Genomic DNA, 19,641 nt, shown 5'->3' on the forward strand with positions numbered 1-19,641 from the left:
GCCCGCGCCCGCCGCCCAGCGCCAGGCCGCCATGCGCGAGGCCATCGCCCGGCTGATGGCGCGCTCCAAGCGCGAGATCCCGCACTACTACCTGCAGACCACCGTCGACCTGACCAGTGCGCTGCGCTGGATGCGAGAGCGCAACCGGGAGCTGCCGCTGGCCGAACGGATCGTCCCGGCCGCGCTGCTGCTGAAGGCCACCGCCCTCGCGGCCCGGGCCCACCCCCAGCTCAACGGGTTCTGGCTCGACGAGGCGTTCGTGCCTGGGACCGGCGTCCACCTCGGCGTCGCCGTGTCGCTGCGCGGTGGAGGGCTGGTCACGCCCGCGCTGCACGACGCGGACACCCTCACCGTCGAGCAGGTGATGGCCGGGATGCGGGACCTGGTGGTGCGCGGCCGCCAGGGCCGGCTGCGCGGCACCGAGCTCACCGATCCGACGCTGACGGTGACCAACCTCGGCGAGCAGGGGGTGGAGGCGGTCTTCGGGGTGATCTACCCGCCGCAGGTCGCGCTGGTCGGCTTCGGGCGAGTGGCGGAGCGGCCGTGGGCGGTCGACGGCCTGCTGGGCGCCCGTCCGCTCACCACGCTCACCCTGTCCGCCGACCACCGCGCCACCGACGGGTTCACCGGCGCCCGATTCCTGGCCACCATCGACGAACGACTACAGCGTCCGGAGGAGCTATGAGACCCACCGCCACCGAGGCCCGGGCCGCGGTCGAGTACGCCGTCGCCCTGATCGTCCCCGACGCGGACTTCGCGGAGGCCGGCGACGACGCGGTGCTGCGCACCGAGTTCGAGCTCGACTCGCTGGACTTCCTGTCCTTCGTCGAGGCGCTGAGCAGTCGCACCGGGGTGCCCATCGCCGAGGACGACTACCCCCGGCTGGCCACCATGGCCAGCAGCATCGCGTTCCTCACCGCCGGCTGAGCCCTGGCCGCCTCGTCTCCCCTACCCCCGGGTGCCCCGGTTCGCGACGATCGCCGCCACCGGCGGCAGCACCGCGGCGACCAGCGACATCGCCACCGCCACCGGTGTGGACCACAGCCTCACCACGGTCCAGGCCGGCACGATGAGCGCGAAGCACAGCCCCATGATCACCAGGTACCACCGGCGCCGGCGCCGCTGCTGCTCGCTGAGCGGCCACGGGACCTGGGTCACCGGCTGCGGCTGCTCGTGACGGTGCACGCCTCCAACCTAGCCCGGCCCGTGCCGGGCCAGGTCGGAAGCGACGCTGTCAGCGGTGGTGCCAGTGCTTCCCGGCGGCGATGCGCACCACGGTCCCCGGGCCGGCCCCGCTCAGGTCGACGGTGCCCGCCCACAGGCCACCGTGGCGGGCGCTCTCGACGGACACCGCACCCGGCAGGTCCACGAAGGGCGCGGGGTGCCCGTGCTTGACGATCGACACGCGTCCGGCGAACAGCTCGGTCACGAAGATGTGGCCGTCCCCGTCCAGGGCCAGGTTGGTGGCACCGGAGAAGCCGGTGGCGATCCGCCGGCTCTTGCCGGTCCACGGGTCGACCTTGTAGACCGATCCGCGAGCACCGAGCGAGGGGTCCTCCGGACCGCCGGGCAGGGTCGTCACGTAGAGGAAGCCGTCCTTGCCGACCTCCACGTCCGTGGGGACCGACTCGAACGCGTACTCCGCGCCGACCACGCACTGGTCGAGACCGAACATGTCGGCCGCCTCCTGGGTGATCGGGGCCGGCTGCGCCGGCAGCACCGCCAACGTGCGCACGTTCCCCTTGTTGTCCACGAGCAGCAGGGCGTTCGCACCGGCGTCAGCGACCACCCACTTGCCGTGGAAGGCCGCCACGGAGTACGGGTGCGAGTCGAGCGCCCCGTAGTAGTCGACCGGGAAGCCGATCGACTCCAGCGTCTGGGTCTGGCACTCGGTGGGATCGGTGAGCCCGTAGTGGATGTGCTGGTCCGGGTTCTCCGCGTTCTCGTGCGCCAGCGTGTCCCCCACGGCGTGGAAGCCGTGCTTGCCCACGATGTGCAGCTCGGTCGAGGTGAAGCCGGTCTCGTCCCCGACCGAGGACGTGTAGGCGAGGAGCTTGCCGCCCCGCGCGGTCGCCACGCCGGCGGCGCCGATGACGTCCGGCACCAGCGGGGAGACCCCTCCGTGCCGGTCGATGCTGAAGACGGCGCCGATGAATCCGTCCGCGACCAGGACCCGGTCGCGGGTGACCTCCAGGTTGAAAGGTGCGGCGAAGTCCGACGAGACGACCTCGGGCTCCGGGCTCCCCCGGTGCGCGGAGGCCGGGCCCTGGGCGACGAGAGCTGCCGCGGCGGCGGCGCACGTGACAGCGGCAAGCAGTTGGTATCGCATGACGACTCCCCATGTGGCGCTCGCGGAGACGAGCACCGTTGTCGTGATGGCGAGGGTGCAGGCCGACTCCCGAGCGTCACGCACCCTCCGGTCTGCTCCGACGAGTGTGGTCCGGATCACACCGGGACGTCAACAGCCCGGCTCAGGCGGTTCAGCAGGTGCCGGCGAGCGCGTCGCTCAGGTCGCCGATGGCGGTGACGAGCCCGGAGAGGTCGGTGGAGACCTGGCCCAGCGCCGCAGCCGAGGGGCTGTCCACAGCGGCGCCGACACTCCCGCGCAGGGTGCTCGCGGCCTCCTTGACCGCCGTCACCTCGTCGGAGAGCTCGTTGGAGGCGTCCCCGGCGAGCTGGTCGAGGTCGGTCTGCACCTGCTGCAGCTGGGTCTGGAGCTGGTCCGCCATCCCCTGCTGGATCTTGATGTCCTGCAGCCCGGCGAGCGAGGAGCGCAGCTGGTCGGCGTCCTCACACACCGGCGAGGCGTCCTCGCCGCAGGCGGAGAGCCCCCACGCCGAGCCGACCAGAAGAGCGAGCGCGGCCAGGTGCTGTCGGGTTCCATGCATGCGGCCATCGTGGGTGACGTGGCCGGCCGCCACATCGTCCGGACGGAGTGATTCACCCTCTCGACCGGTTCTGCTCGGCCGCCGAGTCATCCCGGCCGGATGACGCCAGCCGCCTCCGGTTGGTGAGAGCGTGGTCCCGACGGACCCCTGCGCAGGAACGGACCCGACATGAACAATGCTGACGATGTGACCCGGCTCCAGGCCCGGGTGGCCGAGCTGGAGGCGCAGCTCGCGGCCGACGAGGCTGCCAGGAGCGAGGAGAAGCACCGGACGAGGTCGGTGTGGAGGTCGGTCACCTCCGCGGTGGCGCTCACGCTGGCGTGTGTGCTGGCGCCGCTCTCGGTCACCTCCGTCTGGGCCAGTACGCAGATCTCCGACACCGACGCCTACGTCAGGACCGTGGCCCCGATCGCCGACGACCCCGACGTCCAGGCAGCGATCGCGGACCAGGTCACCACGGCCGTGATGGACAGCCTGGACGTGAGCGGGCTGACCTCCGAGGCGCTCCAGACGCTGGCCGACCAGCCCAACATGCCGCCACGGATCGCCGCGGCGCTGCCCGCGCTCGCCGTACCCCTCACCAACGGCATCGAGAGCTTCACCCAGGACCAGGTCGAGAGCTTCCTGGCCAGCGACGACTTCGACGTGGTCTGGGCCGAGGTCAACCGGATCGCCCACGAGCAGGTCGTGGCGCTGCTGGAGGGCAACCAGGGCGGGGCCGTGAGCGCGCAGAACGACACCGTCACGCTCAACCTTGCGCCGATCATCGAGGAGGTCAAGCAGCGCCTGGTCGACCGCGGCTTCACCCTGGCCTCGAACGTGCCCGCCGTCGACAAGTCCTTCGTGCTCGTCCAGAACGAAGGCATCTCCAAGGTCCAGCGCCTCTACCGGGTGCTCAACGCGATGGGCGCCTGGCTGCCCTTCATCGTTCTGGGCCTCCTCGTGGTCGGCGTCGCCCTGGCCCACGACCGACGGCGCGCCCTGCTCCGTGGCGCCCTGGGGATCACCGCCGCGCTGGTCCTGCTCGGCGCCACGCTGACCATGGTCCGGCTGTGGTACGTGCAGAGCACGCCGGCCGGGGTCCTGACGCCGGACGCCGCCGGCCGTGTGTACGACGACCTCATCCGGTTCCTGCGCACCGGGCTGCGAGCCACCGCCGTCCTCGGCCTCGTCCTCGCCCTCGGCGCGTACCTCGCCGGGCCGTCGAGCTCCGCCGTCCGGACCCGCACCTCGCTGCAGCAGGGCATCGGCTCCATGCGCGGCAGTGCGGAGGCCGCCGGGTTCCAGACCGGCCGCTTCGGCCAGTGGGTCTACCGGCACCGGATCGGCCTGCGGGTGAGCACGCTCATCGCGGCAGGCGTGTGGCTGATGTTCTGGGACCGGCCGACCCTGTGGACCGTCCTCGGCGTCGCCCTGCTCGCCGTGCTCGTGCTCGGCGTCATCGAGTTCCTCGGCCGCCCGCCCGCGCCGGCCTCCCCCGCCCCGGCCGCCGAGGACACGGTGCCGCTTCCGGTCTCGGCGGGCACGACGGCCGACAGCGAGCCCACCGAGCGGCTCGGCACGCAGGACGGCCACGGTGACTGACCAGCCCGGCCGCCGGCGTACCACCCCGGAGCCGGGTGCCTCGGGCACCTCGGGCTGGGTGGTCTGGGTGGCGCTGGCCGGCGTGCTGCTGGCCCTGCTGGGGACGTTCCACCTGGTCCAGGGGATCGGGGCGCTGGTGGCCGGGGACCGGTTCTGGCTGCGTGACAGCTCGCTGCTCGACGGCGTCAGCGACACCGCCTGGGGGTGGGTGCACGTGGTCACCGGCCTGGTCACGCTGCTGGCAGGGTTCTTCGTGTTCGCCGGCAGGAGGTGGGCGCGCGCGGTCGGCGTCGTGGTGGCCGTCCTGAGCGCGCTGGCCAGCCTGTCGTTCCTGGCCACGCACCCGGTGGGGGCGCTGTGCGTGATCGCGCTGGACGTCGTGGTCGTGGTCGCGCTGGTGCGCCACGGGTCGGAGATCCGCGCGGGCGGCTGACCCGGGACCCCGGCTCGGGGTGCGGATAGGGTGCGGCTCATCCCGTCCGGATGAGGCGCCGTCACGAGCGGCGGCCGTAGAAAGGAACCGGAACGCACATGAGTGCTGCGGGCCGCACGGGTGCCCGCGAGTCGGAGGGAGTGGAGATGTCGCACCAGGGGTCGAGCCCGCAGACCGGACAGCGGGGCTACAGCGCAGGTGCCGTCGGCGTGCTGGTGTTCGCTGCGGTGCTGATGATGGTCGGCGGGGTGCTCCAGGCGTTGGAGGGCCTGGTCGCGATCGCCAACGACGAGTTCTTCGTCAAGACCGAGAAGTGGCTCTTCAAGTTCGACGCCACCACCTGGGGCTGGATCCACCTGCTCCTGGGCATCGTCATCGTCCTCGCCGGCGTCGCCCTGTTCCGGGGGGCTGTCTGGGCCCGGACCGTGGCCGTCCTCCTCGCCTCCCTGAGCATCGTCACCAACTTCCTGTGGCTGCCGTACTACCCCTGGTGGAGCCTCACCGTGATCACCTTCGGGGTCTTCGTCATCTGGGCGGCCACCGTGCACGGGCGAGACATCGCCGAGAGCTGACCACCGAGCCCAGTCCGACCAGCCAACACCCCAGGAGAACCACATGACCGCAGCAACCCCCGACGTCCACGGGCCGATCGACTTCCTGCTGATCGAGTTCGAGAACGAGAACCTCACCGGCGAGGCGGGCCCGGCACTGCTCGACCTGGTCGAGCGCGGGATCGTGCGCCTCTACGACCTGCTGGTCGTCCGCAAGCACGAGGGGGGCGCCGTCGAGACCGTCGAGCTCTCCGACCCCGAGCTGGCCGGCGGGTTCTCCTACTTCGCCGCCGCCTCGTCCGGGCTGATCGGTGACGAGGACGTGCGTGAGGCGGCTGAGGCGATGCGCGAGGGCACCACCGCCGCCCTGATCGTCTACGAGAACAGCTGGGCCATCCCCTTCGTCGCGGCGGCGCGCAACAGCGGCGGCGAGGTCATCGCGAGCGCACGGATCCCTGCCACCGACGTGATGGCAGCCCTCGACGCGCTCGACGCCACCACCAACTGAGGAGAACCACCATGCCCGGACTCATCCGCGGGGTCGCCCGCACCGCCGTCGTCGCCGGAACGGCCACCGCCGTGAGCGGCCGCGTCCAGCGCCGCCAGGCCGAGAAGTACGCCGAGCGCGACGCGCAGATCTACGCCGACCGCGAGGCCGCCTACCAGCAGCAGGCGGCGCCGCCGCCCCAGGCCTACGCGGAACCCGCGCCCGCCCCTGCGGCCGCGGCTCCCGAGGTCGACGTGGTCGCCCAGCTCAAGGGTCTGGCGGAGCTGAAGGAGCAGGGCATCCTCACCGAGGAGGAGTTCGCTGCCCAGAAGGCGAAGATCCTCGGCTCCTGAGGACCGGCTCCGGTCCCGGACGCCTGCTGCGTCCGGGACCGGCCGCTGCTACTCCCCCGAGGTGGACCAGGAGAACTCGATCTCGATCTCGACCTGGTCGCCGTCCACCTCGACCTCGAACTCGGCCCGCACCTGCTCGGGAAGCGTGAGGCTCATGGTCCCTCCACCGCCCACCGGCAGGTCCACCGTGCCGTCCCCGGCGAAGCCCTTGGCGAGCGCGGTCAGCCACACCGCCGCCTCCTCCCGGGACAGGTTCTTCTTCCGTTCGTACGACACGTCCGCCATCACGCGCTCCTTCGTTCCGGTCCGGCCGGGGCGCTCACCCCGGTTCGCCGCCGACACCGCGGCACAGGGATGATCCTTCCATGGCCGCGCCCACCTTCACCGAGATCGAACGCAAGTACGACGCGGCCGACGACCTCCCCCTCCCCGACCTGGTCGGCCTGCCCGGGGTGAGCGCCACCGCGGAGCCGGTGGCCCAGCGACTGGTGGCCGTCTACCACGACACCGCGGACCTGGCCCTGGCCCGGGCCAGCATCACCCTGCGGCGACGGACCGGCGGGGACGACGCCGGCTGGCACCTGAAGCTTCCGGTCTCCGGCGACCGCCGCGAGGAGGTCCGGCTGCCGCTGACCGACGAGAGCGAGGAGGTCCCCGCGGCACTGCTCGAGCGGGTCCTGGTGCACGTGAGGGACCGGCCGGTGGTGGCCGTGGTGCGGCTGGAGAACGAGCGCCTCGTGCACCGGCTCCTCGACGCCGCCGGCGCGGTGGTGGCCGAGGTCTGCGACGACCACGTCGTGGCCAGCAGGCTCCTCGAGGACGGCACCCCCCAGTCGTGGCGCGAGTGGGAGGTGGAGCTGGTCGGGGGATCCGGGGACCTGCTGGAGGAGACCGGTCAGCGGCTGCTCGACGCGGGTGCCGTGCCGGCCGCCGGTCCCTCCAAGCTCGCCCGCGCGCTGGGTCTCCAGGCCCCGGGGCGCCCGGCCGACGACGACGAGGGGCCACCCTCGCCCGAGGGGCCGGCCAGCCGTCTGCTCCTGGCCTACCTCGGCCAGCAGGCGCACCAGCTGGTGCGGATGGACCCCCTGGTGCGGGTGGACGCGCCCGACGCGGTGCACAAGATGCGGGTCGCCGCCCGCCGGGCCCGCTCGGCGCTGGCGACCTACGAGCCGCTGCTGGCGGAGGGGGCAGGTGCGTGGCTGCGCGGTGAGCTCCGGTGGCTGGGGTCCGAGCTCGGTGCCGCTCGCGACACCGAGGTGATCCGGGGCAGGATCGAGCGGCTGCTGGAGGAGCAGCCTGACGACGCGGTCCGGGCCGCGGCCGCCGCGCAGGTGGAGACCACCATGGACGCACGCCACGAGCTCGCCGCGATCACGGCGCGGGCGGAGCTCAGCGGTCCGCGGTACTTCCGGCTGCTGGACGCGCTGGAGGAGTTCCTGGCCGCGCCTCCGCTCACCGACCGCGGCGAGCGGCGGGCGCGCGACGAGGCGGTCCGGCTGCTCCGTCGCGACTGGAAACGGCTGCGCCGGCGTACCAAGGTCGCGGCCGGAGCAGGACGGCAGGAACGCGCCGCAGCTCTCCACGACGTGCGTAAGGCCGCCAAGCGGCTGCGCTACGCCGCCGAGTCGGCGGTGCCGGTCCTCGGGGGTCCGGCCGAGGAGCTGGTCCGTGCCTGCACCGAGCTCCAGGACCTCCTCGGCGAGCACCAGGACGCGATCGTCACCGCCGACACCCTCCAGGACCTGCGTCGCGCGGCGCTGCGGGGCACAGGAACGCGCGGGCTCTTCAAGCGTCTGCGGCGCCAGGAGCACCAGTACGCCGAGGAGCTCGCCCCTGGGTACCAAGACGTGCTCGACGCCCTCCCGGCCGGCCACCGGGGCAGGTGGCTGCGGGGCGGGAAGGACTAGAGTCGTGGGTGCCGGCTGACCCAGGAGGAGCGACGATGACCAAGACCAAGCCCACCCTCGTCGTGAACGTCAGCCTGGCCGGCGCCGACCGGGACTACGACGAGCGGGTGACCTTCCTGCACCGCCCCTTCCGGATCGTCCGGGTAGGCACCAACGGGGACGTGGAGACCGCCGAGGCGTTCGTCGAGCAGTGGGCCGAGGAGGCCGCCGCCATCGCGGTGACCGGCATCCGCGAGGCGCGGGCCGCGGGACTGTACGACGGCGAGCTGGCGGCGGTCGAGCGAGTGATGCAGGCGACCACGGCGGTCCCGGTGACCGACGGCCACGCCCTGCTCGACGTGCTCCAGGAGTGGGCCATCCGGCACGTGCAGACCGAGATGCCCGGGTTCTTCAACAACGCGCGCACCGTCGTCCTGGGCGGGGTGAACCACGACCGCACCACCCGCATCCTGCGCGAGTACACCCAGAACCTCGAGTTCGCCGACCCGCTGCTGCGGCTCGACCTGCCGGCCAAGGTGGACTCCAAGCCGGTGCTCGGGATGGCCGCGCACGCCGGGATGTGGCCCATCCACAAGCTGCCGCGACAGGTGAAGTCCAAGGTCAACGCGCCGGGGCAGCGGCTGAGCAACGCGCTGGCGCGCAGGGCGGCCCGCGACTGTGACGTGGTGGTCGCCACCTACGACGAGCTGATCGGGTTCGGGCTGGAGGACCTGGCCGGCAAGACGCTCGTCTCCTCGGCCATCTCCGACGAGCGGCTCGAGGACCTCGCGGCCCGCGGCGTCGACATGGTGCTCGACACCACGCCGCAGCCGTTCCCGGTGACGGTGTCGGCAGCCGTGCTCGAGGCGCTGATGCTGGCCACGGTCGCGGGGGCCGGCCGGCTCACCAACGACGACCTGCTCGACATGATCATCGACGCCGGGCTCGAGCCGCGCGTCCTCTACCCGAACGGCCAGAAGCGCAAGAGCAGGTTCGCCTTCGTCATCCACCCCCTGTCACAGAAGTTCTTCAGCAACGTCGAGCCGCTGGGCACCATCTCGCGGGTGACTCCCCCGCTGGTGATGGACGCGGTCGAGAAGGCGCTGGCCTACGCGCCGCCGTTCGTCTACAGCCACGTGACGGGCATCAAGTCCCCCACCGGCGCGGAGGCCGAGGGCTGGCTGATCAGCGTCGGAGGCACCCCCAAGGAGCTGATGGCGCACAGCCCGGAGTTCACCTACGCCCGGCTGCTGATGGCGGCAGAGACCGCCCGCAAGCTGGGCGCGCAGGTGATGGGGCTGGGCGCGTTCACCAAGGTCGTCGGGGACGCCGGGGTGACGGTGGCCAAGAAGGCCCCGCTGCCGATCACGACGGGCAACAGCTACAGCGCCTCCGGTGCGCTGTGGGCCGCGCACGAGGCGATGCTGCAGCTCGGCCTGGCAGAGATCGACGACCAGGGCAGGCTGCGCGGGAAGACGATGGTGGTCGGCGCCACGGGAGCCATCGGCTCGGTGTGCGCCCGGCTGCTGGCCCTGTCCAGCGACGAGCTCTGGCTGGTCTCCCCCGAGACCGCGAAGCTGCTGGCGCTCAAGCATGACATCGAGCGGGGGGACCCGCGTGCCGAGGTGCACGTCGCCGCCACCCCCGACGGTCACCTCGGTGACATGGACCTGATCGTGACCGCCACCTCCGGGGCAGGCAAGCGGGTCCTGGACATCACGCAGGTCAAGCCCGGCTGCGTGATCACCGACGTGGCCCGGCCGTTGGACCTGTCCGCCGAGGACGTCGCCAAGCGTCCCGACGTACTGGTGATCGAGTCCGGCGAGATCGAGCTGCCCGGCGAGGTGAGGATGAAGGACATCGGCCTGCCGCCCGGCGTCGTCTACGCGTGCATGGCCGAGACCGTCGTGCTCGCCCTCGAGGGGCGCTACGAGACCTTCACCGTCGGCCGCAACATCGAGTGGGAGAAGGTCAAGGAGATCTACAAGCTCGGGCTCAAGCACGGCATGAAGCTGGCCACCATCTCCGGCGTCAACGGCGTGTTCTCCGCCGACGACCTGGCTCGGATCCGCGAGGTCGCGCTCGAGGCCCGGGGCCAGGACCTGGCCGCCACCCCGTAGGGCCGAGGGTGGGCTGAGTGACCGCTGGCCGGAGGACGTGGCTCACCCGCAACCTGGTGGTCCTGACCGCGGTCTCGCTGTTCCAGGACGCCGCCAGCGAGCTCCTCTACCCGCTGCTGCCGCTCCTGGTCACCGGGGTGCTGGCGGCACCACCGGTGGTCCTCGGCGTGATCGAGGGGACCGCAGACGCCTCCGCCGGCCTGGCGCGCTACCTGACCGGCCGGTGGTCGGACCGGAGGGGGCGCAAGGTCTTCATCGGCACCGGCTACTCCATGGCGGCGGTCGGCAAGGTGCTGGTCGCGGCCGCCGCGTCCTGGCCGCTGGTGCTCGTCGGCCGGGTGGTCGACCGGCTCGGCAAGGGAGTCCGCTCGGCGCCCAGGGACGCGCTGATCTCCACCTCGGTCCCGCCGGAGACCCTGGGACGGGCCTTTGGCTTCCACCGCGCGGGCGACTCGCTGGGCGCGGTCATCGGCCCCCTGCTGGGGCTGTGGGCGCTCACGGCGATGGGCGGGGACCTGCGGGCCGCGCTGTGGTGGGCCGTCGTCCCCGCCAGCATCTCGGCGCTCCTGGTCCTGCTGGTGCGGGACCGGCCGGCCGCTCGGCCGGTCCCGCGGCTCCCCGCCTCCACGAGCCCCGGCGTACTCGCCCGGTCCCCGCTGCCGCGGAGGTTCTGGCTGGTCGCCGGAGTGCTGGTGGTGATCTCGCTGGTCAACTTCTCCGACACGCTGCTCCTGCTCCGGGTCTCCGACCTGGGCTTCTCCACCACGGAGGTGGTGCTCGGCTACGTGCTGTTCAACACGGTCTACACGCTGGGCGCCTACCCTGCGGGCGCGCTCACCGACCGGTGGCCGCGTCCCTACGTGTACGCCGTCGGCCTGGTCGCGTTCGCCACCGGCTACCTGGGGCTGGGTCTCGCCGACGGCGGTCCGGCGGTCTTCGTGCTGCTGGCCGCCTACGGACTGTTCCCGGCGTTCACCGACGGGGTGGGCAAGGCCTGGGTGTCCTCGCTGGTGCCTGTGGAGCACCGCGGCCGGGCGCAGGGGGTGTTCCAGGGGCTCACCAGCGGTGCGGTGCTGGTCGCGGGCCTGTGGGCCGGCCTGCTGTGGAACGTCGGCCCCGGCGAGGGCGTCGTGCCACTGCTCCTCGCCGGAAGCGCCGGGCTGGCCGCGTCGGTCGCCCTGGTCGTGGTGCGGCTGCGCCGGGCGGGCTGACCCGGCTCAGGGGTCACCCCGAGCAGGTGTCGCGCCCTAGCCCAGGTCCGCCGCCAGGAACACCATCGAGTGTGCCGAGGCTCGGTAGGAGTCGGTGGTCACGGCCGGTCCGCCCCCGAGTCCCGCGACGTCGCCGGGCGGGTCGAGGGCGGTGTCCACCAGACGCCGCCAGGGCAGCGACTCGTCCGCGACCGGGGGCAGGTCGAAGTCCAGGTCGCGGTCGTAGGCGTTGAGGATCGCATGCACCATCCGCGTGCCGATCACGCTGCGCACGGTGAGCGCCAGGGTGTGGGAGTCGGCGGACCAGTCCGGCCGGTACAGCCGGACCCCGTGGAACTCCACCAGCGACTGCGCCAGGAACTCCCGCAGCGGCAGGCCGTGCTCGACCCGGGTCATGTCCAGGCTCAGCCGCAGGTCGATCAGGCCCCGGACGAAGCGCCGGAGGTCCGCGTGCTTGTCGGCCAGGGTCCAGTCGAACCAGCTGATCTCGTTGTCCTGGCAGAAGGCGTTGTTGTTGCCCTGCTGGGTACGCCGGGCCTCGTCGCCCATGGCGATCATCGGCACACCCATCGCGATCATCGTGATCGCCAGCAGGTTCTTGACCTGCCGGTGGCGCAGCCGCTCGATGTCCGGGTCGTCGGTCGGGCCCTCGACCCCGTGGTTGGTGGAGTGGTCGTCGTCGGCGCCGTCCCTGTTGTCGAGCAGGTTGGCCTCGTTGTGCTTGTGGGAGTAGCTGACCAGGTCGTTGAGCGTGAACCCGTCGTGGCAGGCGACGAAGTTGATGCTGTGCTCGATCTCGGCGGGCCGGGCCCCGAACAGGTCCGGGCTGGCCAGCAGCCGGTTCGGCAGCAGACCCACGGTGTCGTGGTCCCCCTTCACGAACCGGCGCACGTCGTCGCGGAACTTGCCGTTCCACTCGCGCCACCGGCTCCCCACGAACGAGCCCAGCTGGTAGAGGCCGGCGGCGTCCCAAGCCTCCGCGATCAGCTTGGTGCCGGCCAGCACCGGATCGCCCTCGATGTCGTAGACGACCGGGGGGTTGACCAGCGGGGTGCCGTCGGCGTCACGCGACATGATCGAGGCCAGGTCGAAGCGGAACCCGTCCACGTGCATGTGCTCCACCCAGTGGTGCAGGGCGTCCACCGTCATCCGGCGCGCGACGGAGTGGTTGGCGTTGAGCGTGTTCCCGCAGCCGGTGTAGTTGCGGTAGGACGCCTGGTCCACCGGGTCCAGCAGGTAGTAGGCGCGGTTGTCCAGGCCCCGCCAGCAGAACGTCGGCCCGTCCGCGCCCCCCTCGGCGGTGTGGTTGAAGACCACGTCGAGAATGACCTCGATCCCCGCCCGGTGCAGCTCGCGCACCATGGTGCGGAACTCGTCCAGAGCACCCAGCGGGTCGCGGGTGGAGGCGTACGCCGCGTGGGGGGCGAAGAAGGACACCGGGCTGTAGCCCCAGTAGTTGACCAGCCCCTCCGGTGCGTCCTGCGCGTCGAAGGCCTGCACGGGCATCAGCTCGACCGCGGTGATCCCCAGCTCGCGCAGGTAGGGGATCTTCGCCGTCAGCCCGGCGTAGGTGCCGGCGAGCCCGGGGTCCAGCCCGCTGCTGGGGTGCGCGGTGAACCCGCGCACGTGCAGCTCGTAGATGACGGTGCGCGCGAACGGCCGGCCGAGCGGGGTGTCGCCCTGCCAGTCGAAGGCCGACAGGTCCGCCACCACACTCTTCATGGCGGTACGCGGGTCGCGGCCCGGTCGGGTGCCGGCCTCGCGGTCGTACGCCGCCGGCACCGCCACCGCGACCCCGTAGGGGTCCAGCAGCACTGCGGACACGTCGTGCCGCAGACCCGCGGAGGGCTCGAAGGCGCCGTGCGCGCGCCAGGCGTACACCTGGCCAGGACCCACGCCCGGCACGAACACGTGCCAGAACGACGAGCTCCGGTTGCGCTGCGGGTGCAACGCGATCCGGCGAGCGGGCCGGGAGTCGTCGACGTCGTCGAACAGCAGCAGGTCCAGCTGGGCGGCGGTGCGCGACCACACCGAGAAGTTCGTGCCGTCGCCCTGGAACCGCGCGCCGAGCGGGTGCGGCCGACCCGCCGAGGGTGCGTGCACGGTGTTCATGTCCTCATTGTGGCCCTGCCCCGCGACCCGCCGTCGGCGGCTCCCGGGTCAGGAGGTCAGGGCCTCGAACAGGTCGACGTACTGGATCAGGTGGCGATCGCCCAGGTAGCGGTCCTTCACCCGGGAGCGGGCGGCGGTCCCGAGCCGGACGGACATCTCCGGGTCCGTCAGCAGTGTGCCGAGAAGTCCCGCGAACGCGTCGAGGTCGCTCGGGTCGGCCAGGAGAAGCCCGCTCTCGCCGTCCTCGATCTGGTCCTGGATCCCGCCGATGCGCGAGGCCAGGACCGGGCGCGCCTTCCACATGGGCTCGGTCACGGTCAGGCCGAACCCCTCGACGAGGCTCTTCTGCACCACGACGGTCGCGTGCCGCTGCAGAGCGTTGACCAGGTGGGCGTTCTCGTCGATGTCGTCCATCGGCAGGCTGCACAGGTGCACCCGCCGCCGGGTGGCCACCGGCAGCCGCTCCCAGACGGCGAGGCACTCGGCCAGCACCTCGGCGCCCTCGGGGTCGTCACCCACCCCCGAGACGTCCGGGCCCACCAGCATCAGGTGCGCGTCGTCCGGCAGCCGGTCCACGTGCTCGACGAACCCGGTCAGCACCCCCTGCATGTCCTTCAGGCGGTCCCAGCGGCTCACCTGCAGCACCACCCGGGCGTCGTGCGGGACCTCCTGCCCGCCTGCGATCAGTCCCTCGTGCCGGCGCACCACGCCGGGCTCGCCGTCGCGGCGCAGGAACGCCAGGCTGCCGTGGTCCTCGGGGAACCCGACCAGGCCCGCGTGCCGCAAGGTGGCCTGGACGTCGGCCGTGGGCAGCTCGGCGTTCTTGGCGGTGAAGGGGTCCAGGGACGGCGGGATCAGCCACAGGAGCTCGGGGTCCACCCAGGACGGGGCGTAGGTCTTGCGGGAGAAGATGAGCGCGTGCGCCGGCGCGACGTAGGGCTGCAGGAAGGACCAGGCGAGGTCGGTCTGCTCGTTGCTGTCGTCCCGGCCGACGTGGCAGCGCCACGCGACGTGGGCGCCGGTGGCCAGGACCCCCTCGACGAGGCCGGCGGTCTGCGGGTCGTGCAGCAGCACGAGGTCGCCGGGCTGGACCACCTCGCGCAGGGACTCGAGGTTCTCGGCCAGCACCGCGTCGTACAGGGCGCGCTCGGCCTCACCCAGGGGGCCACCGTCACCGGGCGAGCCGTGCAGCAGGTTGTGGATGCGCTTGGTCAGCGCGAAGAACTCCGGAGTGCCGTCGAGCACCAGCCACCGGGTGTCGATCCCGGCGCCGCGCCCGTAGGCGAGCAGCGCCTGCAGCATCTCGGCGACGCCGCCGCCGGTGGCGGTGGCGTTGACGTTCCAGACGGTCCTGGAACCGATCACCGACCGTGCCCGCACCGCGTTCCTCCGCAGCCGCTCGGCCCGGTCCGGCTCCAGCAGGGCTCCGAGCCGCTCCAGGGGGGTCGCATCGATGTGTACGGCCAGCATGCGTCGATGGTGCCACGACCGTCACCGTCTGTCTGCCATCCTGAACGCAGGACGAGGAGTGGACGCTCGTGGACGCCCCTCCCCTGTGGCCCCAGCCCCCGAGGAGTCCGATGAGCACCAGCCCCCCCGACCGACCAGACCCGGCCGTGCTGGCGGCGCGACGGCAGGAGCTGCGGGCGGCGTACCTGCTGCCCGCCGGCGACCGGCCGGCCTCCTCGGCCCGCGGCCTCCACCACACCGCCCTGGTCAGCAGCGACGTGGAGCAGACGATCCGCTTCTACCAGGAGCTCCTGGAGTTCCCCCTCACCGAGCTGATCGAGAACCGGGACTACCCGGGCTCCTCGCACTTCTTCTTCGACATCGGCCACGGCAACCTGCTTGCCTTCTTCGACTTCCCGGGGCTCGAGGTGGGTCCCTACGCCGAGGTGCTCGGCGGGCTGCACCACGTCGCGATCTCGGTCGACCCCGACCGGTGGTCCCACCTGGTGGAGAAGCTGGCCGCCGCAGGGGTGGAGCACGTGGTCCACAGCGAGGTGTCGGTCTACTTCCGCGACCCCGACGGGGCCCGTCTGGAGCTGATCGCCGACCCGCTGGGCGAGATGTACGGCCACCACGTCCTGTGAGGCCCGGGGTCCGCAGCGCATGAGCCGGAGCAGGGTCGTCGTGGCCTGGGCCCGCGGGAGCGCCCGCCCGCTGGCGCTGCACCTCATCGTGCAGCAGGCCCGGCGCAGCTTCGGCGTGGACGACGCGGACCTGGACCTGGTGCGTCGGTGCCGCTCCTGCGGCAGCAGCCGTCACGGCCGGCCGGTGCTCGTCCAGCGCGGCCGCTCGACTCCGGAGACCGCCGGGCTTCCCCACGTGAGCCTGAGCCGCAGCGCCGACCTCACGGTGGTGGCGCTCACCGACGCCGGCCCGGTGGGGGTGGACGTCGAGCGCAGCGACGCGGCGTCGTTCCCCGGCTTCGACCTGGTGTGCCTGCACCCGGAGGAGCGCCCGGGTGACGTGCGTGAGCGGACCACCACCTGGGTCCGCAAGGAGGCGCTGCTGAAGGCGGTCGGGCGCGGCCTGGTGGTGGAGCCGTCCACGGTCCGGCTCACCGAGGCCACCCAGGCCCCTGCCCTGCTCGCCTGGACCGCACCCGGGCCCCCCGACACCCAGGTGTGGTTGGAGGACCTGGTCCTTCCGGACGACCATGTCGGCGCGGTGGCGGTGCTCGCGGAGCGACGCCCCGAGCTGGTCCTCACCCCGGCGGCAGAGGCGGGAGCGCCTCCTGGAACAGCCAGCTGGTGAGGAGCGGTTCCAGGTCCTGGTCCGACAGCTCACCGGCCAGGTCGATGAACATCTGCGTGGTCACCGAGCCGTGGCGGTGCCGGGTGGTCCACTCGCGCAGCAGCCCGAAGAAGGTGTCCTCGCCGAGTGTGAGACGGAGCGCGTGCAGCAGCAGCGCCCCCCGCTTGTAGACCCGGTCGTCGAACATGTCCTGCGGCCCGGGGTCGCCCAGCCGCAGGTCCTGGTCCAGCCCGGCCAGCCGGTCCCAGTGCTCCACCGCGCGCTCGTGCGCGGTGGGTCCTCCGGACTCCTCCGACCAGAGCCACTCGCAGTAGCAGGCGAAGCCCTCGTGGAGCCAGATGTCACGCCAGGTGACTAGGGTCAGGCTGTTGCCGAACCACTGGTGCGCGAGCTCGTGGGCGACCAGCCGGACCGACTCCCAGTCGTCGGTGAGGAAGTTGGACCCGAACGCCGACAGTCCCTGCGCCTCGAGCGGGATCTCCAGCTCGTCGTCGGTGACCACGACGGTGTACGCCGGGAAGGGGTAGGGGCCGAACCGGCGGATGAACAGCTCCATCATCTCCGGCTGCCGGCCGAACGCCCGGTCGTAGCTGTCCAGCAGCCGGGCGGGGAGGACGGCGGTCATCGGGACGGGCTCGGCGGCGACCTCGCGCGCCACGTAGCGGCCCAGGTGCACCGTGGCCAGGTAGGTCGCCATCGGCTCCTGCTGCTCGTAGACCCAGGTGGTGGCACCGGCGCCGCGCCGCCGGGTGCGGAGCACGCCGTTGGCGACCGCGTGGTAGGCCGAGGGGACGGTGACCTCGAAGCGGTAGCTGGCCTTGCTGCCCGGCCGGTCGTTGCAGGGGAACCACGACGGTGCCCCGTTGGTCTGACCCGCCACGATCACGCCGTCCGTCAGCTCCTCCCACCCCATCGCGTCGGTCCCGTCGGGCACCGGCCGAGGACGGCCCCGGTAGCTGACCGTCACCCGGAACGGCTGCTCCGGGGACAGCCGGTCCTGCAGGCGCACGACGAGCTTGTCGCCCTTCTGGGCGTACTTGGCGACCCGGCTCGCGTCGACGGTCACCTTGGTCACGCGCAGGCCGGACAGGTCGAGCCGGACCACGGACAGCTCGGTGAGCGCGACCGCGTCCAGCACCGCCCGCCCGGACAGGTGGTTGGAGGCCGGGTCGTAGCCGAGGGTGAGGTCGTAGTGGCCCACGTCGTACTCGGGGTCGCCGTTCTCGGGGAAGTACTCGTCGGTGACCGGAGCCGTGCCGCTCACGGCGTGCCCTCCGCGGACTCGTCCTCCACCCAGGGGCCGATCGGGTTCCCGATCCAGCGGGTCTTGTCGGGCACCGACTCACCTCTCATCACCAGCGACACCGGGCCGACGCTAGCGTGCCGCCCCAGCACGGCCGCGGGCAGGATCACGCTGTTCGGCCCCAGGGTGGACCCCGCGCGCAGCGTGACCCGGTCCATGCTCAGCACCCGGTCGTGGAACAGGTGGGTCTGCACCACGCAGCCCTGGTTGACCGTCACCCCGTCGCGGAGGTCGACCAGGTCCGCCTCGGGCAGCCAGTAGGTCTCGCACCACACCCCCTTGCCCACGCGCGCCCCCATCGCCCGCAGCCAGAGGTTCAGCACCGGCGTCCCGGTGGCGGCGCCGGCGAACCACGGGGCGGCGAGCACCTCGACGAAGGTGTCGGCCAGCTCGTTGAGCCACACGAAGCGGCTCCAGAGCGGATGGTCGGAGACGCGCAGCCGGCCGACCAGGAGCCACTTGGCCGCAGCGGTGACGCCGGCGGCGACCGCGCCGGCGACCATCAGCACGACCCCGGACAGCACCGCGGCGAACAGCCAGCCGCCCTCCCGGGCCAGCACGTCCAGCACGACGACCACGCCGAGGCCCAGGGCACCGTGCAGGGCGACCGGCACCAGCCGGAGCACCTCGATCGCCGCCCGCGCCGCCTTCAGCCGCGTCGGCGGGTGGTAGGTGCGGCTCTCGTCGACCGCGGCCGCCTGCCGGCGCAGCTCGGTGGGCGGGCTGCCCAGCCATGAGGTGCCGCTCTTGGCGTGCTTGCGCCGCGGCGCGGCGGACAGGACGGCCACCAGCCCCTGCTTGGGCACCTTGCGCCCGGGGGCGGTCATCCCGGAGTTGCCGACGAAGGCGTGCTTGCCGACCTTCACCCGCTCCACCCGCAGCCAGCCGCCCCCCAGCTCGTAGCCGCCGAGCAGCGTGTCGTCGGCCAGGAAGGCGCCGTCGTTGACCGTGGTGAGCGCGGGGATCAGCAGCACGGTGGACGCCTCGACGTCTCGGCCCACGCGCGCCCCGAGGGCCCTCAGCCACGCGGGGGTGAGCGAGCTGGAGTAGAGCGGGAAGAGCCACGTCCGGGCCTCGTCGAGCACCCGGAGCACCGACCAGGCCTGCCACGCGCGCGCTCCCTGCACCGGGAAGTGGCCGCCCTCCAGCCCCAGGGAGAGCAGCCGGACCAGCAGCCAGACCAGGAGCGCGAGGACGACCAGCGCCACCAGGACCGCCAGGGGCAGGTACGCCAGGGCCAGCACGGCCGCGCCGGCGACCGAGTCGGCCCCGGTCATCGCGGGAGCCGCCACCAGGACACCGGCGGTGACCGCCAGCACGGGCACGAGGGAGATCAGCCCGGCCATCGCGGCGTACGCCGCCGTCCACGCCGGGCGGCTGGGCGGCCGTTCCTCCCAGGGCCCGCGGGCGCGCCCGACGTGCACCGCGGGTGCTCCCGACCAGGCCTGCGCGTCCGGGACGGTGCCGAAGACCGCAGAGCCGGCGGCCACCTCCGCGTCGGCACCCACGACGGCGCCGGGCAGCAGCATGCTCCGCGCGCCGATCCTGGCGCCCGGACCGACCGATACCCGGCCCAGGTGCAGGACGTCGCCGTCCAGCCAGTGCCCCGACAGGTCCACCTCGCTCTCCACCGAGCTGCCGTAGCCGAGATCGAGCAGCCCGGTGACCGGGGGCACGGTGTGCAGGTCCACGTGCCGGCCCACGCGGGCCCCCAGGGCGCGGGCGTAGGCGCGCATCCACGGCGCCCCGGCCAGCGCTGCGGCGCCCAGCTCGTCGGCGAGGCGCTCGGCCAGCCAGAGCCGCAGGTGCACCTTGCCGCCGCGCGGGTACTCCCCGGGAGCGACGCCGCCAAGCAGCACCCGGGCGCCCGCGGCGGTCAGCAGCATCCGGCCCGGCGGGGGGACCAGCAGCAGCCAGCCGCGGGCCCCCCACCACCAGCACAAGGTCGGGAGC

At 72.7% G+C, this 19,641-nt stretch carries 20 protein-coding genes; 12 read left to right on the plus strand and 8 right to left on the minus strand.

Features of this window, described 5'->3' with window-relative positions; all coding sequences use genetic code 11:
* Together PLP61_RS05970 and PLP61_RS05975 are read left to right on the plus strand one after the other, a co-directional pair.
* Nucleotides 1–685: 2-oxo acid dehydrogenase subunit E2 (locus PLP61_RS05970; protein WP_324501336.1), on the plus strand; the 685-nt coding region annotated here is incomplete at its 5' end.
* Complete coding sequence (locus PLP61_RS05975) at nucleotides 682–927, plus strand: hypothetical protein (RefSeq protein WP_324501337.1); 246 nt, start codon at nucleotides 682–684, stop codon at nucleotides 925–927. The genes PLP61_RS05970 and PLP61_RS05975, both read left to right, overlap by 4 nt.
* A 21-nt stretch (nucleotides 928–948) precedes the next feature.
* On the opposite strand, the gene PLP61_RS05980 is transcribed toward PLP61_RS05975, so the two are convergent.
* The 3 genes from PLP61_RS05980 to PLP61_RS05990 all read right to left on the minus strand — a co-directional run bounded on the left by PLP61_RS05980 (nucleotide 949) and on the right by PLP61_RS05990 (nucleotide 2,888).
* Nucleotides 949–1,185, minus strand: coding sequence for a DUF3099 domain-containing protein (locus PLP61_RS05980; RefSeq protein WP_324501338.1), 237 nt, complete (start codon nucleotides 1,183–1,185; stop codon nucleotides 949–951).
* A gap of 49 nt (nucleotides 1,186–1,234) precedes the next feature.
* Complete coding sequence (locus PLP61_RS05985) at nucleotides 1,235–2,329, minus strand: ScyD/ScyE family protein (protein WP_324501340.1); 1,095 nt, start codon at nucleotides 2,327–2,329, stop codon at nucleotides 1,235–1,237.
* Between the two features lie 151 nt (nucleotides 2,330–2,480).
* Nucleotides 2,481–2,888: a hypothetical protein gene (locus PLP61_RS05990; RefSeq protein WP_324501342.1), complete on the minus strand. Its 408-nt coding sequence runs from the start codon at nucleotides 2,886–2,888 to the stop codon at nucleotides 2,481–2,483.
* A gap of 168 nt (nucleotides 2,889–3,056) precedes the next feature.
* On the opposite strand from PLP61_RS05990, the gene PLP61_RS05995 reads away from it, so the two are divergent.
* The 5 genes from PLP61_RS05995 to PLP61_RS06015 all read left to right on the plus strand — a co-directional run bounded on the left by PLP61_RS05995 (nucleotide 3,057) and on the right by PLP61_RS06015 (nucleotide 6,296).
* Nucleotides 3,057–4,472, plus strand: a complete 1,416-nt coding sequence (locus PLP61_RS05995) for a hypothetical protein (RefSeq protein ID WP_324501344.1) — start codon at nucleotides 3,057–3,059, stop codon at nucleotides 4,470–4,472.
* A complete protein-coding gene (locus PLP61_RS06000; RefSeq protein ID WP_324501346.1) occupies nucleotides 4,465–4,905 on the plus strand; it encodes a DUF7144 family membrane protein in 441 nt (146 codons plus the stop codon). The genes PLP61_RS05995 and PLP61_RS06000 overlap by 8 nt, the downstream gene beginning before the upstream one ends.
* A 98-nt stretch (nucleotides 4,906–5,003) precedes the next feature.
* On the plus strand, nucleotides 5,004–5,477 hold the full coding sequence (locus PLP61_RS06005) for a DUF7144 family membrane protein (RefSeq protein ID WP_324501348.1): 474 nt from the start codon (nucleotides 5,004–5,006) through the stop codon (nucleotides 5,475–5,477).
* Between the two features lie 43 nt (nucleotides 5,478–5,520).
* Entirely contained in the window at nucleotides 5,521–5,964 is a 444-nt protein-coding gene (locus tag PLP61_RS06010; RefSeq protein ID WP_324501350.1) for a DUF6325 family protein, read from the plus strand.
* An 11-nt stretch (nucleotides 5,965–5,975) separates the two neighbouring features.
* Nucleotides 5,976–6,296, plus strand: a complete 321-nt coding sequence (locus PLP61_RS06015; RefSeq protein ID WP_324501352.1) for an SHOCT domain-containing protein — start codon at nucleotides 5,976–5,978, stop codon at nucleotides 6,294–6,296.
* Between the two features lie 48 nt (nucleotides 6,297–6,344).
* On the opposite strand, the gene PLP61_RS06020 is transcribed toward PLP61_RS06015, so the two are convergent.
* Complete coding sequence (locus PLP61_RS06020) at nucleotides 6,345–6,581, minus strand: amphi-Trp domain-containing protein (protein ID WP_324501354.1); 237 nt, start codon at nucleotides 6,579–6,581, stop codon at nucleotides 6,345–6,347.
* Between the two features lie 80 nt (nucleotides 6,582–6,661).
* Here PLP61_RS06020 and PLP61_RS06025 point away from each other — a divergent pair, with 80 nt between their 5' ends.
* The 3 genes from PLP61_RS06025 to PLP61_RS06035 are packed head-to-tail and all read left to right on the plus strand — an operon-like array spanning nucleotide 6,662 to nucleotide 11,513.
* Nucleotides 6,662–8,203: a CYTH and CHAD domain-containing protein gene (locus PLP61_RS06025; RefSeq protein ID WP_324501356.1), complete on the plus strand. Its 1,542-nt coding sequence runs from the start codon at nucleotides 6,662–6,664 to the stop codon at nucleotides 8,201–8,203.
* 35 nt (nucleotides 8,204–8,238) lie between these two features.
* Nucleotides 8,239–10,302, plus strand: a complete 2,064-nt coding sequence (locus PLP61_RS06030) for a DUF8754 domain-containing protein (RefSeq protein WP_324501357.1) — start codon at nucleotides 8,239–8,241, stop codon at nucleotides 10,300–10,302.
* Nucleotides 10,303–10,319: 17 nt separating this feature from the next.
* Nucleotides 10,320–11,513, plus strand: a complete 1,194-nt coding sequence (locus PLP61_RS06035; protein WP_324501359.1) for an MFS transporter — start codon at nucleotides 10,320–10,322, stop codon at nucleotides 11,511–11,513.
* 36 nt (nucleotides 11,514–11,549) lie between these two features.
* Here the strand turns inward: PLP61_RS06035 and glgX are convergent, their stop codons facing one another.
* Together glgX and PLP61_RS06045 are read right to left on the minus strand one after the other, a co-directional pair.
* Nucleotides 11,550–13,625 carry a glycogen debranching protein GlgX gene (gene glgX, locus PLP61_RS06040; protein WP_324501361.1) on the minus strand — a complete coding sequence of 692 codons (2,076 nt, stop codon included), beginning with the start codon at nucleotides 13,623–13,625 and terminating at the stop codon, nucleotides 11,550–11,552.
* Between the two features lie 48 nt (nucleotides 13,626–13,673).
* Nucleotides 13,674–15,095 carry a glycosyltransferase gene (locus PLP61_RS06045; RefSeq protein WP_324501363.1) on the minus strand — a complete coding sequence of 474 codons (1,422 nt, stop codon included), beginning with the start codon at nucleotides 15,093–15,095 and terminating at the stop codon, nucleotides 13,674–13,676.
* A 110-nt stretch (nucleotides 15,096–15,205) separates the two neighbouring features.
* Here PLP61_RS06045 and PLP61_RS06050 point away from each other — a divergent pair, with 110 nt between their 5' ends.
* Together PLP61_RS06050 and PLP61_RS06055 are read left to right on the plus strand one after the other, a co-directional pair.
* Complete coding sequence (locus PLP61_RS06050) at nucleotides 15,206–15,718, plus strand: VOC family protein (protein WP_324501365.1); 513 nt, start codon at nucleotides 15,206–15,208, stop codon at nucleotides 15,716–15,718.
* A 19-nt stretch (nucleotides 15,719–15,737) separates the two neighbouring features.
* Nucleotides 15,738–16,385, plus strand: coding sequence for a 4'-phosphopantetheinyl transferase family protein (locus PLP61_RS06055; protein ID WP_324501367.1), 648 nt, complete (start codon nucleotides 15,738–15,740; stop codon nucleotides 16,383–16,385).
* Here PLP61_RS06055 and PLP61_RS06060 read toward each other — a convergent pair.
* Together PLP61_RS06060 and PLP61_RS06065 are read right to left on the minus strand one after the other, a co-directional pair.
* Nucleotides 16,336–17,649, minus strand: coding sequence for a M1 family metallopeptidase (locus PLP61_RS06060; RefSeq protein ID WP_324501369.1), 1,314 nt, complete (start codon nucleotides 17,647–17,649; stop codon nucleotides 16,336–16,338). The genes PLP61_RS06055 and PLP61_RS06060 overlap by 50 nt on opposite strands.
* Nucleotides 17,646–19,641 (minus strand): Pls/PosA family non-ribosomal peptide synthetase (locus tag PLP61_RS06065; RefSeq protein ID WP_324501371.1); only part of this gene is annotated, 1,996 nt, incomplete at its 5' end. The genes PLP61_RS06060 and PLP61_RS06065, both read right to left, overlap by 4 nt.

Origin of the sequence: Nocardioides sp. (genome assembly GCF_035429765.1) — a bacterium.
Classification (GTDB): domain Bacteria; phylum Actinomycetota; class Actinomycetes; order Propionibacteriales; family Nocardioidaceae; genus Nocardioides.